Genomic DNA, 14,156 nt, shown 5'->3' with positions numbered 1-14,156 from the left:
GGGCGAAAGCCTTCCCGACTGAGTGGCTACTCGGCGCCGGTGATGACGTTGGCGACATTGATGGCTTGAGTCGTCTGGCCACCGGAGACCTTCGCGCTGTACGGCTCCTGCGCGCCGAAATCGTTGATGCTGATGAACCGCAGGTCCACCGCGTGACCGCTGGCCAGTTTGGTGAGCGGCAATTGGACGGTCTGCTTTGGCGCCAGCATCCTGCTGTCCGCCTTGAACAGCGTCTTGCCCTGCTGCCGGGCGTCGATCTGGATCATCGACACGTGATAAGGCGTCGGATTACTGACTTCCAGCTGGCCGTCGTATACGCGCCACTCCAGGCTTTTTGCCGCATCGAGGGGATCGCCATTCAACCCGGTGGGCCGGTAGAAGAGCTTGATGCGCTGGCGAATCGCGATCTGCAGCTGGTTGTCCTTCGCCGATTGCGGGATCTCCTGGACGTTGAGCCAGAACACCGACTCGCGGTCGTTGGGCAAACCTTCGCCGGCGTAGATCACCCGAATCATTTGCGGGGCACTGCCTGCCATCCGCGCCAGCGGCGGGGTGACGACGAAGGGCAGATTCTCGGTGTCGCTCTGCGCTTCAAGCCATGACTGGGCGAGGATGTCAGCCGTGCCGCTGTTGTTCACAACGAAACTGACCTCCTTGTCCGTGGCCTGGTAGATGACACGCGTGGTGTTGAGCACGATGCCCGCCTGCGCCGGGGCAGCCAGAAGCAACCCCAGCCAGAGGGCGGAGCCGCGAAGGAATTCAGGAAACATGGTGAGACCGTCTTGGGCTGTGAGGCGGATAAGCCAGGAAGGCGAGCGAGCCATTGCCCGCTCGCCTGCTACATCACTCGTAATCCATCACGAACGGCAGGAAGCCGTCGGCATTACCCGGGTTGGTCGTCGCGCCATTGAGGACATAAACGGCGCCGAAGTTGATCTCGGCGGTAGCACCATCGGCGCCGTCCTTGACCAGCGGCGTGTCGATGGTTTCGTTGCCGCTCAGGTCCATCAACTGGTTGGACGCATTGAGCAGGCCGATGCCCACGCCGTCCGCCGCGCCGGTAGCCCGCAGCAGTTTCTGGTCGAGGTTATCCAGACCGCTGCCCTGACGGGCGACGAAGCGCATGTTCACGGTGTTGTATTGAGCGGCGCCGCCTGTGCAATTGACCAGCAGCTGGATGGGCGATGCAGTTTCAAGTTTGTTGTCGGCGAAGAGACCGATGTCGGAAAACGAGACGTTGCCCAGGTCGACATTGATCTCGCCGGGGTTGTTGCCAGGGGTGGCGCCAGTCCCGGCGCCGATGTCACACGTGATATTGGTCAGGGTGCCGGTGAAAACAAGTTTGCCGTTGTTCGCAGCATTCGCGGTCCCGGAAATGCCAAGCCCCATTGCGGCCACGATAGCCAGGGTAAGAGAAAGCTTTTTCATATAACGACGTTCCTTGTGTCGATTCGTGTGTGCCCAAAAGGACGAGAGGAACTATAAGCAGCGCTTCCAGGATCGGCTGTCAGGCGTTCTACATCCTGTGGATTGAAAGGACAGTGGCGCGCGTCGGACTTTTCGGTAGGAGATGACGCTATTGTTTCAGAGCCCTCGCCGACCGGGGGTTTGCGGAGTAACGCTCGCGAAGAACCTTCACCAACCTTCGCGCCTGGCACCTAAACGCCGACCTGAAAAACGCGCCCATGTAAAAGTCTCACCCACGAAAAACCCCGGCTCAATGGAACCGGGGTCGTCAGCGGGGATCGGGAATCGAGGGGGAACAGTGCCTACTGGTAGGTCAGCGTGACAATTCCCGCGCGGGGGCTCTGCGGGTCGGAAACCAGTTCGGTGTAACGTGCCTGCACGGGCACAACGCCTTTGCCGCAGGCGTCGTTGTGGCGACTCAGGCCCACGGTGACGTCAGGGTCGGCCTGCAAGGTCGTCGGAAGTAATGCCGCCGACGGAGCGCTCAAGACCTGGGCGTCGCACGCGGCATTCACCACGCTGCCATGAAACATCAGGCCACCTTGGGCGGCCCACGCGGTGGACCCCGCTATGGCGTCAGCGCCGAGAACTGCGACCGAGAACAACAACGAAACAGCCATGAGGCTTTTCATGACACACACTCCGGAGTAGAGCCGCTTACCGACGTAAGTCAGAGCCCTGTGAACAAGCATTCAGAACTCACGAAGTTTATGTAAGAATTTTCCCCGTCACAGTAGAACTCGTTCATCGAAACTCGTGGCTTCTATTTGGGTATCGCCCTGCGGCCTTGTTTCTTTACCCACGTTCATCGTCTGCCCTTATTCACCTGACAATATTGACAGGCAGCAGTCATTTTGCTGACCGGGTCAAAGGGTTATAAAGGACGCTCCCGGTTACGCCCCTCATTCACTGGTTGGCCTGTCCCTGTATGCAGAAGAAGAACAAAATCGTGATGCTCGCGACCCTGTTGGTCGTGCTCGTAGTGACAGGCGTCTGGGCATTGACTCGCCCCGCAGCGAAAAAAGTCAGCGCCCCCGTTGCCGTACCGGTGCGCGTGATCACCGTGACTCAGGAAGACGTGCCGCGTTATGTCACCGGGATCGGCTCGGTGCTGTCGCTGCAAAGCGTGGTGATTCGCCCTCAGGTGGACGGCATTCTGACCAAAGTGCTGGTAAAGGAAGGGCAGCTGGTGAAGGCGGGGGATCTGCTGGCAACCATCGATGATCGTTCGATCCGCGCTGCCCTCGATCAGGCCAAAGCGCTGTTGACCCAGAGCCAGGCGCAGCTGAACGTGGCCAATGTCGACCTCAAGCGCTACAAGCTGCTGACCGTCGACAACAGCATCTCGAAACAGCAGTACGATCAGCAGCACGCGTTGGTCGATCAACTCAAGGCCACGGCGCTGGGCAATCAGGCGTCGATCAACGCCTCGCAGGTACAGCTTTCCTACACGCAAATACGTTCGCCTGTGACAGGCCGGGTCGGCATCCGCAACGTTGATGAAGGCAACTTCCTGCGCGTCAGCGATGCAACCGGGCTGTTCTCGGTCACGCAGATCGACCCGGTGGCGGTCGAGTTTTCCCTGCCGCAGCAGATGCTGCCAACGCTGCATGATCTGATCGCCTCCAGCATGCCTGCGCCGGTCAACGCTTACCTCGGCGAAGGCGCAACCGGCACGCTCCTGGGTCAGGGCAAGTTGTTGCTGATCGACAATCAGGTGGCGGCCAGCACGGGCACCATTCGCGCCAAAGCGATATTCGACAACGCCGCAGAGAAGCTGTGGCCCGGGCAACTGGTGACCGTGCGCATTCAGACCGCCATCGACCGCGGTGCCCTGAAGGTCCCGCCGCAAGTGGTGCAGCGCGGCATCGACCAGCATTACGTGTATCGGATCAAAGGCGACACGGCTGAAGTGGTGCCGGTCAACGTGCTGTATCAGGACAGCGACCTGATGCTCATCAGCGGGGTGGAGGCCAATGACGTGCTGGTCAGCGATGGTCAGTCACGTTTGAAAAACGGCGCGCGGATCGAGGTGGTCAAGGGTGATCCTGTAGACACCCTGGCCGACTCCACCGGGGCGGCAAAATGAACAGCCGCGGTTCTATCTCCGCCTGGTGCGTCAACCACCCGATCGCCACCGTTTTGCTGACCTTCGCGCTGGTGCTGCTGGGCTGCATCGCCTTCCCTCGCCTGCCGGTGGCGCCGCTGCCGGAAGCCGAATTTCCGACGATTCAGGTTGCTGCCCAGTTGCCCGGCGCCAGCCCGGAAACCATGGCGTCGTCAGTGGCGACGCCCCTTGAAGTGCAGTTCAGCGCCATTCCCGGCATGACCCAGATGACGTCGAGCAGCGCGCTGGGCTCGACCAACCTGACGCTGCAGTTCACCCTCAACAAAAGCATCGACACCGCCGCGCAGGAAGTGCAGGCAGCCATCAACACGGCAGCCGGGCGCTTGCCCGCGGATTTGCCAACGCTGCCGACCTGGCGCAAGGTCAACCCGGCGGACAGCCCGGTGCTGATCCTCAGCGTCAGCTCGAACCTGATGCCCGGCACCGAACTCAGCGACGTCACCGAATCCCTGCTGGCGCGTCAGTTGAGCCAGATCGACGGCGTCGGACAGGTCAACATCACCGGTCAGCAACGTCCGGCGATCCGTGTCCAGGCGGCGCCCGAGAAACTCGCGTCGATCGGTCTGACCCTCGCCGATCTGCGGGAATCCCTGCAGCAGACCAGCCTGAACCTGGCCAAGGGCGCGCTGTACGGCAAAGACAGCATCTCCACCCTCGCCTCCAACGACCAGCTGTTTCAGGCGAAGGACTACGAGCAACTGATCGTTTCCTACAAAGACGGCGCGCCGGTTCATTTGCGCGACGTGGCGCGGGTCGTCAACGGGTCGGAAAACGCCTACGTGCGCGCCTGGTCCGGGGATCAGCAGGGTGTGAACATTGTGGTGTTTCGCCAGCCCGGCGCGAACATCGTTGAGACAGTCGATCGCGTACTCGGCCAGTTGCCCAAGTTGCAGGAAATGCTCCCGGCGTCGGTGGACGTCTCGGTCCTCAGCGACCGGACCAAAACCATCCGTGCGTCGCTGCATGAAGTGGAAATGACGCTGCTGATCGCCATCGCCCTGGTCATCGCGGTCATGGCGCTGTTCCTGCGCCAGCTCTCGGCGACGCTGATCGTGACCGCCGTGCTGGGCGTGTCCCTCGTCGCCAGTTTCGCGCTGATGTACGTGCTCGGCTTCAGCCTGAACAACCTGACATTGGTGGCGATCGTGGTGGCCGTTGGGTTTGTCGTCGACGATGCGATTGTCGTGGTCGAAAACATCCATCGGCACCTGGAAGCCGGCGACAGCATGCGCGATGCGGCAATCAAGGGTTCCAGTGAAATCGGCTTCACCGTGGTGTCGATCAGCTTCTCGCTGATTGCCGCGTTCATTCCGCTGCTTTTCATGGGCGGCGTGGTCGGCAGGCTTTTCAAGGAGTTCGCGCTGACCGCGACGTCGACCATTCTGATTTCGGTGGTGGTGTCGCTGACCCTGGCGCCGACCCTGGCGGCGCTGTTCATGCGCGCACCGAAACACGATCCCCACGCCAAGCCCGGCTTCGGTGAGCGACTGCTCGCGCGGTATGCCCGCGGCGTGCGCTTCGCCCTCGCCCACCAGCGATTGATGATGGGGATTTTTGGCCTGACCCTGGTGCTGGCGGTGGCCGGCTATGTCCTGATCCCCAAAGGTTTCTTCCCGGTGCAGGACACCGGCATGGTGCTGGGCACGAGCGAAGCGGCGGCGGATATTTCATTCCCGGACATGATCGAGAAACACAAACAGCTGGCGAAAATCATCGCCGCCGATCCGGCGGTCAAAGCGTTCTCGCACTCGGTTGGCGTCAGCGGCAGCAACCAGACGATTGCCAACGGCCGGGTGTGGATTGCCCTAAAAGACCGCGAAGACCGGGATGTGACAGCCAGCCAATTCATTGACCGGATCCGGCCGAAACTGGCGCAGATCCCCGGCATCGTCCTGTACCTGCGGGCCGGGCAGGACATCAACCTGAGTTCAGGGCCGAGCCGCGCGCAGTATCAGTACGTGCTCAAGAGTAACGACGGCGCGCTGCTGAATGTCTGGACGCAGAAGTTGACCGATAAGCTGAAAACCCTGTCGGCTTTCCGTGACCTCTCCAACGACTTGCAACTGGGCGGCAGCGTCACGCACCTGGACATCGACCGCAGCGCCGCCGCGCGCTTCGGCCTGACCACGGCGGACGTCGATCAGGCGCTGTACGACGCTTTTGGTCAGCGGCAGATCAACGAATACCAGACCGACATCAACCAGTACAAAGTCATTCTGGAGCTGGAGCCGCAACAGCGCGGCAAGGCCGAAAGCCTGAACTACTTCTACCTGCGTTCGCCGCTGACCAATGAAATGGTGCCGCTGTCAGCGCTGGCCAAGGTCGGTGCGCCGAAGATGGGCCCGTTGTCGATCAGCCATGACGGCATGTTCCCGGCCGCCAACCTGTCGTTCAACCTGTCGGCGGGCGTGGCGCTGGGGGATGCCGTGGTGCTGCTCGATCAGGCGAAGAACGAAATCGGCATGCCGGCCTCGATCATCGGCAACTTCCAGGGCGCGGCCCAGGCGTTCCAGAGTTCGCTGGCCAACCAGCCGTGGCTGATCCTCGCCGCGCTGGTGGCGGTGTACATCATCCTTGGCGTGCTTTATGAAAGCTTCGTCCATCCGCTGACCATCATTTCCACCCTGCCCTCCGCGGGTATCGGTGCGCTGTTGCTGCTGTGGCTGATGGGTCAGGACTTTTCGATCATGGGCCTGATCGGGATCGTGCTGCTGATCGGCATCGTCAAGAAGAACGGCATCCTGCTGGTGGACTTCGCGCTGGACGCTCAACGCAATCGCGGAATGTCCCCGCGTGACGCCATTTATGAAGCGTGTCTGACGCGCTTCCGGCCCATCATCATGACCACGCTGGCCGCATTGCTCGGCGCGCTGCCCTTGATGCTCGGTTATGGTGTCGGCGCTGAACTGCGTCAGCCGTTGGGCATTGCCGTTGTCGGGGGATTGCTGGTGAGCCAGGCGCTGACGCTGTTCACCACGCCGGTGATCTACCTGCAGCTTGAGCGACTTTTCCATCGCCAGCGTCCGACGCCGGACCCGACAGCGTCCAGGCCAGCCGCAGTTCAATTGGGTGCGGAAAAGCAAGCCGTTGAAACAAGCACCTATAAGTAAGCATCAACAAGTGAGCGTGGACCGATGCGTGTCCTGATTATCGAAGACGAAGAGAAAACCGCCGATTACCTGCACCGGGGCCTGACCGAGCAGGGTTACACCACCGACGTCGCGCGCGAAGGCATCGAAGGCCTGCACATGGCGCTGGAGAGTGAATACGCGGTGATCATTCTTGACGTCATGCTGCCGGGTCTGGACGGTTATGGCGTGCTGCGTGCCCTGCGCGCGCGCAAACAGACGCCGGTGATCATGCTCACCGCCCGCGAGAACGTCGACGATCGCATACGCGGCCTGCGCGAAGGCGCTGACGATTACCTCGGCAAGCCCTTTTCGTTTCTGGAGCTGGTCGCGCGTTTGCAAGCCCTGACCCGGCGCAGCGGCGGTCACGAGCCGGTGCAGATCAGCGTCGCCGATTTGTGGATCGACCTGATCAGCCGCAAGGCCACGCGGGCCGGTGTGCGTCTGGACCTCACCGCCAAGGAGTTTTCGCTGCTCAGCGTACTGGCGCGGCGTCAGGGGGAAATCCTGTCGAAGACATCGATTGCCGAGATGGTCTGGGACGTAAATTTCGACAGCGATGCCAACGTCGTCGAAGTCGCGATCAAGCGTCTGCGCGCCAAGCTCGACGGGCCGTTCGAGCAAAAACTGCTGCACACCATCCGCGGCATGGGTTACGTGCTGGAGAGCCGTCGTGTCGACTAACTCCATCGCCCTGCGCCTGAGCGGCATGTTCGCCCTCGTGGCGCTGATGGTGTTTCTGTTGATCGGCTGGGCGCTTTACCTGCAAGTGGACAAGGGCTTGGGTCTGCTGCCGGAAGCCGAAGTCGACGCCCGATACAGCGTGCTCGAATCGGCCGTCCAGCGTTACGGAACGCCCGAACACTGGGCGAAGATCAACGCCAAGCTCCGGTTGCTCAGCGAGGAAGACAAACGCCTGCGCTTTTGGGTGGTCAGCGACAACCCGACCTATGAATTCGGTAACCCCGACGCCGAGATCCGCGCTTTCGCCAAGGGCCCCTTGGGCATGCGCGACTTGAACCTGAGCGGCCATGATTACCCGTTCAAAGTGCTGGTCAGTCAGTTCCCGGCGAAAGATCAACGCCCGCCGCTGCGTTTTCTCACAGCGGTCGACACCGAAACCTTCTGGCAGACCCAACACTCCCTGCTCATCGCGCTGATCAGTCTGGCAGCCGTCGGCATTCTCCTCGCCTCAGCACTGGGTTACTGGGTGGCGCGCATCGGCCTGAAACCACTGACGGAACTGTCGCTGGAGGCGCGCAAACTGACGCCGCCTCGATTGAGCGGGCGCCTGAAGTTGTCGCATCTGCCGCCGGAGCTGGATCAGTTCGTGACCTCGTTCAACTCGACGCTGGACCGGGTTGAGCAGGCCTATTCGCGGCTGGAGTCGTTCAACGCCGACGTCGCCCATGAACTGCGCTCGCCACTGACCAATCTCATCGGCCAGACCCAGGTGGCGCTGACCCGGGGGCGGTCGGCCGAGCATTACTTCGAGGTGCTGCAATCCAACCTTGAGGAGCTTGAGCGGCTGCGCTCGATCATCAATGACATGCTGTTTCTGGCCAGCGCCGATCAGGGCAGCAAGGCCACGCAACTGACCCAGGCCTCACTCGCTCAGGAAGTGGCGAAGACCCTGGATTATCTGGATTTCATTCTGGAAGACGCCCAGGTGCAGGTTGAGGTGCGAGGCGATGCCAACGCGCCCATCGAAACCGCGCACTTGCGCCGGGCGCTGATCAACCTGCTGCACAATGCGGTGCAGCACACCTCGCCAGGGCAGTTGATTCATGTGGATATCCGCGATGAGGGCGATCACGTCAGCATCGGCGTGACCAACCCCGGCGCGCCGATCGCCGGGGAACATCTGCCGAAACTGTTCGAACGCTTCTACCGCGTCGATGCCTCGCGCAGCAACAGCGGCGCCAACCACGGGCTTGGCCTGGCGATCGTCAAAGCCATCGCCCTGATGCACGGCGGCACCGTGTTCGTGCGCAGCGAGCATGGGGTGAATACGTTCGGGATCAATTTGCCGAGTTGAGTGGGCGTGCGGACGTCTGGATTATGATCGTTCCCACGCTCCGCGTGGTAACGCCGCGCGGGATGCTCCGCGTCCCCAATTTGCGTTTAAAGGACGCGGAGCGTCATGAGCGGCATTCCTACGCGGAGCGTGAGGAACGATCACAGGCGAGCAGCGGCGAGGTCGCCTGGATCTCTTGTCTACCGATTAAGCCCTGCGTTTTTTCACTTCGCGCCGCAAGCGCGTGTTGTCCACCGCAAGCGACACAATCATTAAAGTGCTTAGTAGTTCAAAACCGTTCAGACCTACGTAGTGCCAAAACACCCACGCAGCAAAGGCGACAATCACAGCGACTGCCAGCAGCAGGATTGAGTCTTTCACACTACATGCCCCAAGAATCCATAGTTGGCTTGATCGTTCCCACGCGGAGCGTGAGGAACGATCCTCGTGGCGATCAACCCTTCTTCACAAACTCCGACTTCAGCTTCATCGCGCCGATGCCGTCGATTTTGCAGTCGATGTCGTGATCGCCGTCCACCAGACGGATGTTTTTGACCTTGGTGCCGACCTTGACCACCAGCGACGAGCCTTTGACCTTCAGGTCTTTGATGACCGTGACGGTGTCGCCGTCCTGCAGGGTGTTGCCCACGGCGTCCTTGATGACTTTGGTGTCGTCGCCCGCTTCGGCGCTGGCGCCGTCAGCCGACCATTCGTGGGCGCATTCCGGGCACACGAACTGGCTGCCATCTTCGTAGGTGTACTCGGAACTGCATTTTGGGCACGGCGGTAAGCTCACGGCGGATCTCGCATCAGAAGGAATAGTCGCAGGATTATAAGGGTTTTTATCCACCTGAGGAGCGGGCGCCTGAAAACGCTGGAAACATCGCCCGCTGCGGTAGTCTGAATCCCAAGCACGGCGAGATGCCGTGGTCAGGGCGAGGAGTCAGCCATGAACGATCCATTTGACCTGCAGCGATTTGTCGAGGCGCAAGCGTCGACCCACGAACGCGCATTGGCGGAGCTTAAATCCGGGCGCAAACAGTCGCACTGGATGTGGTTCGTGTTCCCGCAAGTCGCGGGTCTGGGCCACAGCGACATGGCCCGGCGGTACGGTATCAGTGGGCGTGAGGAGGCGATTGCCTACTTGCAGCATCCGGTATTGGGCGAACGGTTGGCGCGCTGTTGCGAGGCGTTGCTTGAGTGGAAAGCTCGCAGCGCCACGCAAATCATGGGCTCGCCGGACGACATGAAGCTGCGCTCGAGCATGACCCTGTTTGCAGCGTTCGCGCCTGAAACGCGGGTTTTTCAGGAAGTGCTTGAGGCGTTTTTCGACGGCAAGCCGGATGCCGTGACGCTGTCGAAGCTGGGTTGAGGCAGGCTTTCACCTGCACTCACCCTCAGGCCAACGCCGTGTCCATCACCATCATCAGGCAGAACCCGACCAGCAATCCGAAGCTGGCAATTTTGTCGTGACCGTTGCGGCGGGATTCGGGGATGATTTCGTGGGTCACCACCAGCAGCATCGCCCCGGCTGCCAGCGCCAGACCCACCGGCAACAGCAACGCGGCCACTTCCACCAGCCAGGCGCAGAGCACGGCGAACACCGGCTCGACCAACCCGGACGCCGCGCCGATCAGAAACGCCTTGAGCCGCGACATGCCGGCAGACGCCAGCACCAGCGCAATGACCAGCCCTTCCGGCACATCCTGAATGGCGATACCCATCGCCAGGCTGTCGGCGTGAGCCAGACCACCACCCGCCGACACGCCCACCGCCATGCCTTCGGGAATGTTGTGGGCAATGATGGCAATTACAAACAGCCAGATGTTCGAGGGAATCGCCGGTTTCCCGGCCACCTCCGACAACTGCGGTCCTCTGGAGACCAGCGTGTCGACCAGAAACAGGCCCGCCGCGCCGAGCAATATCCCGAAGCTGATCAACGCACCGGCGCCCCACGGGGTAAAGCCCAAATCGTGGGCCGCGCCAAGGCCCGGCACGATCAATGAAAACGCCGTCGCCGCCAGCATGATGCCGGCGCCGAATCCCAGCAGGCCGTCGGACACCGCCACCGGCATGCCGCGGATCACCAGCACCGGCACGGCACCCAGCGCGGTGCCCAATGCGCAGATGGCGCCACCTTCCAGCGCTCGCAACATTCTCGGCTCAAGTGCAACCCATGAAAGTCCCTGGGCCACCAGCAGGCCGGTGCCAACGAGGACCAGAATCGAGCCCAATGCCAGCCGCAATAACCGCACGCTGCCGAGAGCCAGTATGTCCGAACGCATAAATCGCCTTATCCGAGGTCTGGGAAATTTCAGCCGAGCGCCGCTGCGTAGCGCTTGGCAACCTCATCCCAGTTGACGACGTTATAGAACGCGGCGATGTATTCCGGACGACGGTTCTGGTAGCGCAGGTAATAGGCATGCTCCCAGACGTCCAGCCCGAGGATCGGCGTGTTGCCATTCATGAGCGGGCTGTCCTGATTGCCACTGCTTTCAACCACGAGTTTTTTGTCCGGGGTAACGCTCAGCCAGGCCCAGCCGCTGCCGAAGCGGGTCAGCGCTGCCTTGGTGAAGGCGTCCTTGAACGCGTCGAATCCGCCTACTTGCTCGTTGATCGCCGTCGCCAGCGCACCGCTTGGCAGGCCGCCCCCGTGGGGGCTCATCACTTCCCAGAACAGCGAATGGTTGGCATGACCGCCGCCTTGATTGATCACCGCCGGGCGCAGTTTTTCCGGAAGCTCGGCGACGCTGGCGACCAGCTTCTCGATCGGCCACTCCGCGTATTCTGTGCCGTCGACCGCCGCGTTGAGGTTGTTGATGTAGGTCTGGTGGTGCTTGGTGTAGTGGATTTCCATGGTCTGCGCGTCGATGTGCGGCTCGAGTGCATCGTAGGCGTAGGGCAAGGCTGGCAAGGTAAACGGCATGTCAGTGGACTCCAAACGAGAGGGTGCCGGCGCGGGCAACGTGGTGCTGAAGCGCCGAGCGGGAATGTTCGCCGTTGCTGTTGAGCAGGCGACGGGTGCGTGGGTACTCGCCGTATTGGCCGACGAAACCCAAGAGTTCGCTGTAGGTTTTATTACTGTGCCGCAGCGCCGCCTGTCGCAGGGCAGGCGTCATTTGCGTGTCCTGAATCACATTCAACAGGCGCTGATGGACGGCGCAGAGGTATTCGGCGCTCTCCTCCGGCTGACCCAGGCTCAGGTGCAGATCCGCCAGGTTGTGGTGCGAAATCACGAACGCCGCCACGGCCTCATCGGCGACGCTCCAACGGTCGAACAGCACTTGCGCCAGCGCGAGGGCTTGCAGGTACAGCTCGCGCGCATCGATCAGGTCGCCTCGGTTGAAGCAACTGTTACCGCTCAGGATGGTACGTTTCCATTGCTCCATGGCGCAGATCCTCATGAATGGCGCCGGCGATCAGAAGCCGTCGGCAGGGCGTTTTGCGGATTCGATGGCGCGGGTTCCGTCAGCGGAATCGACGGCAGCAGTGCGCAGGTCGCCAGGCGCTGGGCGAAGGCCTGAACGCGTTCCAACTGAGCAGCGGAGAAAGCAAGCGCCTGCATGTCTCGCAGCGGACGCCATGCCTGGTCCAAGCACAGACAACGCCAATGCCAGGGCAGCGCGGTATCGCTGGCGGTGTCGATCAGCAGGCGAAAAGTGCTTTCACAGATGAGGGATTTGGGCGTGGCGGTAAAGCGCGCCAGGTAACGGCCTTCCGCAAGGTAGTGTTCGATGAGCCGCGGCTCGTCCGGATCCAGCGCGCAGCGAATCCGCAGACTCAACGCGCGCCAGTTTTCCAGGTACGGCGACTCGTGCAGAACAGTGCCCATGACCGAGGCCCACTTAACGAATGAGATTCATTATTAAATGAGTTTAAGAATCAAAACAACCCCGCCGATGGATTGAGTTCAAGCACGGAGCTTGAAATTGCCCATGAAAAAGGCCCGCACCGAAATCGGGGCAGGCCTTTTGGGTGAAGCGGCCGAACAGGACGAACTCAGCTGCCCGCGACCATCATTTTCTCGATCAGCACAGAGCCGGTGCGGATGTTGCTGCGCAACTCCAGATCACTGCCCACGGCGACGATCTGCTTGAACATGTCGCGCATGTTGCCGGCGATGGTTACTTCCTGAACCGGGAACTGGATCTCGCCGTTCTCGACCCAAAAACCTGCCGCGCCGCGAGAATAATCGCCGGTGACCATGTTCAGGCCGCTGCCCATTAGCTCGGTGACCAACAGCCCGCGTCCCATTCGGCGGATCAGCGCCGCCTGGTCCTCAGTGCTGTGGCTGACGAACAGGTTATGCACGCCACCTGCGTTCGCGGTGCTCGGCAGGCCGAGTTTGCGGCCCGAATAGGTGCTGAGGATGTAGGAGACCAGATCACCGTTTTCGACGAAAGGCTTGGCGTAAGTCGCCAGGCCATCGCCGTCGAACGCGGAGCTGCCCATGGCGCCGACCAGATGCGGACGCTCGTCGATGGTCATCCACTCGGGGAACAGACGTTGACCGATGGCGCCTTCAAGGAAAGACGACTTGCGGTACAGGTTGCCGCCGGAAATCGCGCCCATAAAACTGCCGAACAAACCGCCCGCCAATTCTGCCGAGAACAGCACCGGCACTTCGCAAGTCGGCACCGGCCGTGCGCCCAGTCGGCTCGCGGCGCGCTCGGCGGCTTTCTGGCCGATGAGTCTGGCGTCCATCAACAGCTCGCCACGGCGATTCACGTCATACCAGTAGTCGCGCTGCATCTGCCCTTCGCCCTCGGCGATCATCACGCAGCTCAGGCTGTGGCGGGTCGACGCGTAGCCGCCGATGAAACCGTGACTGTTGCCGTAGACGCGGCAGCCCTGATGCACGTTCAGCGTGGTGCCGTCGGCGTTCTTGATCCGGCTGTCGGCGTCGAAGGCCGCGGCTTCACAGATCAGCGCACGTTCGATGGCCTGTTCGGGGGTAATGTCCCACGGGTGATAGAGGTCGAAATCCGGCTGGTCTTTCGCCATCAAGGCGGCGTCGGCGAGACCCGAGGCCTCGTCTTCCGACGTGTGTTTGGCGATGGCCAAGGCCGCGGCAACGGTTTCACGAATGGCGTCGGGGCCGCTCGCGGAGGTGCTGGCCGAACCCTTGCGGTGGCCCACGTACAAGGTGATGCCGAAACCCTGATCGCGGTTGAATTCGACTGTCTCGACTTCGCGCTGGCGAACCGTGGTGGACAGGCCCTGCTCCAGCGACACGGCGACTTCACACGCAGTCGCGCCCTGACGCTTGGCTTCAGCGACGATCTGCTCGACCTGCTGCTGCAATGCCGGCAAAGCCTGCGGGCCGACGCTTTCTGATGCACTCATGACGTTCTCCATCAAATTCTGATTTCAGCAGCCGGGCCGGACAACCGGGCCCTGACTGGTTATCATGGCG

General features: G+C 61.5%; 15 protein-coding genes. 5 read left to right on the top strand and 10 right to left on the bottom strand.

The features are described from left to right. Nucleotides 1–26: 26 nt before the first annotated feature. The 3 genes from AC07RO_RS08290 to AC07RO_RS08280 all read right to left on the bottom strand — a co-directional run bounded on the left by AC07RO_RS08290 (nt 27) and on the right by AC07RO_RS08280 (nt 2,099). Nucleotides 27–770: a fimbrial biogenesis chaperone gene (locus AC07RO_RS08290; protein ID WP_495085805.1), complete on the bottom strand. Its 744-nt coding sequence runs from the start codon at nt 768–770 to the stop codon at nt 27–29. Nucleotides 771–843: 73 nt separating this feature from the next. Beyond that, nucleotides 844–1,428, bottom strand: a complete 585-nt coding sequence (locus tag AC07RO_RS08285; protein WP_282370418.1) for a fimbrial protein — start codon at nt 1,426–1,428, stop codon at nt 844–846. Between the two features lie 341 nt (nt 1,429–1,769). Beyond that, a complete protein-coding gene (locus AC07RO_RS08280) occupies nt 1,770–2,099 on the bottom strand; it encodes a hypothetical protein (RefSeq protein WP_192170711.1) in 330 nt (109 codons plus the stop codon). 296 nt (nt 2,100–2,395) lie between these two features. Between AC07RO_RS08280 and AC07RO_RS08275 the strand changes: the two genes are divergently transcribed. From AC07RO_RS08275 to AC07RO_RS08260, 4 genes are read left to right on the top strand one after another with little or no spacing between them, the layout of a single operon-like run. Further along, nucleotides 2,396–3,556 carry an efflux RND transporter periplasmic adaptor subunit gene (locus tag AC07RO_RS08275; RefSeq protein WP_495085804.1) on the top strand — a complete coding sequence of 387 codons (1,161 nt, stop codon included), beginning with the start codon at nt 2,396–2,398 and terminating at the stop codon, nt 3,554–3,556. Next, nucleotides 3,553–6,705 carry a multidrug efflux RND transporter permease subunit gene (locus tag AC07RO_RS08270; protein ID WP_495085803.1) on the top strand — a complete coding sequence of 1,051 codons (3,153 nt, stop codon included), beginning with the start codon at nt 3,553–3,555 and terminating at the stop codon, nt 6,703–6,705. Before AC07RO_RS08275 ends, AC07RO_RS08270 begins: the two co-directional genes overlap by 4 nt. A gap of 24 nt (nt 6,706–6,729) precedes the next feature. Beyond that, the gene (locus tag AC07RO_RS08265; protein WP_122534987.1) at nt 6,730–7,407 is read left to right on the top strand and encodes a heavy metal response regulator transcription factor; all 678 of its coding nucleotides are present in this window, start codon (nt 6,730–6,732) and stop codon (nt 7,405–7,407) included. Beyond that, the gene (locus AC07RO_RS08260) at nt 7,397–8,761 is read left to right on the top strand and encodes a heavy metal sensor histidine kinase (RefSeq protein ID WP_495085802.1); all 1,365 of its coding nucleotides are present in this window, start codon (nt 7,397–7,399) and stop codon (nt 8,759–8,761) included. The genes AC07RO_RS08265 and AC07RO_RS08260 overlap by 11 nt, the downstream gene beginning before the upstream one ends. A gap of 186 nt (nt 8,762–8,947) precedes the next feature. Here the strand turns inward: AC07RO_RS08260 and AC07RO_RS08255 are convergent, their stop codons facing one another. After that, nucleotides 8,948–9,121, bottom strand: a complete 174-nt coding sequence (locus AC07RO_RS08255; protein ID WP_192170707.1) for a hypothetical protein — start codon at nt 9,119–9,121, stop codon at nt 8,948–8,950. A gap of 73 nt (nt 9,122–9,194) precedes the next feature. Next, nucleotides 9,195–9,536, bottom strand: coding sequence for a zinc ribbon domain-containing protein YjdM (locus AC07RO_RS08250; RefSeq protein ID WP_074886446.1), 342 nt, complete (start codon nt 9,534–9,536; stop codon nt 9,195–9,197). Between the two features lie 153 nt (nt 9,537–9,689). On the opposite strand from AC07RO_RS08250, the gene AC07RO_RS08245 reads away from it, so the two are divergent. Beyond that, complete coding sequence (locus tag AC07RO_RS08245) at nt 9,690–10,112, top strand: DUF1810 domain-containing protein (protein WP_495085801.1); 423 nt, start codon at nt 9,690–9,692, stop codon at nt 10,110–10,112. A gap of 25 nt (nt 10,113–10,137) precedes the next feature. On the opposite strand, the gene AC07RO_RS08240 is transcribed toward AC07RO_RS08245, so the two are convergent. From AC07RO_RS08240 to pmbA, 5 genes are all read right to left on the bottom strand, one after another. Continuing rightward, nucleotides 10,138–11,025 (bottom strand): ZIP family metal transporter, encoded by an 888-nt coding sequence (locus tag AC07RO_RS08240; protein ID WP_346625615.1) that lies wholly within the window; start codon nt 11,023–11,025, stop codon nt 10,138–10,140. A 29-nt stretch (nt 11,026–11,054) separates the two neighbouring features. After that, nucleotides 11,055–11,666 carry a superoxide dismutase gene (locus tag AC07RO_RS08235; RefSeq protein WP_346625616.1) on the bottom strand — a complete coding sequence of 204 codons (612 nt, stop codon included), beginning with the start codon at nt 11,664–11,666 and terminating at the stop codon, nt 11,055–11,057. A gap of 1 nt (nt 11,667) precedes the next feature. Then, complete coding sequence (locus AC07RO_RS08230; RefSeq protein ID WP_346625617.1) at nt 11,668–12,129, bottom strand: DUF2753 family protein; 462 nt, start codon at nt 12,127–12,129, stop codon at nt 11,668–11,670. An 11-nt stretch (nt 12,130–12,140) separates the two neighbouring features. Continuing rightward, nucleotides 12,141–12,572, bottom strand: a complete 432-nt coding sequence (locus tag AC07RO_RS08225; protein WP_244655824.1) for a FagA protein — start codon at nt 12,570–12,572, stop codon at nt 12,141–12,143. 167 nt (nt 12,573–12,739) lie between these two features. Continuing rightward, on the bottom strand, nt 12,740–14,086 hold the full coding sequence (gene pmbA, locus AC07RO_RS08220) for a metalloprotease PmbA (protein ID WP_282370444.1): 1,347 nt from the start codon (nt 14,084–14,086) through the stop codon (nt 12,740–12,742). Between the last annotated feature and the right edge of the window lie 70 nt (nt 14,087–14,156).

Source organism: Pseudomonas sp. GW821-FHT07F05 (assembly GCF_059418765.1).
The sequence above is the reverse complement of the archived record's forward strand: the minus strand, read 5'-3'. Positions and strand labels throughout refer to the sequence as shown.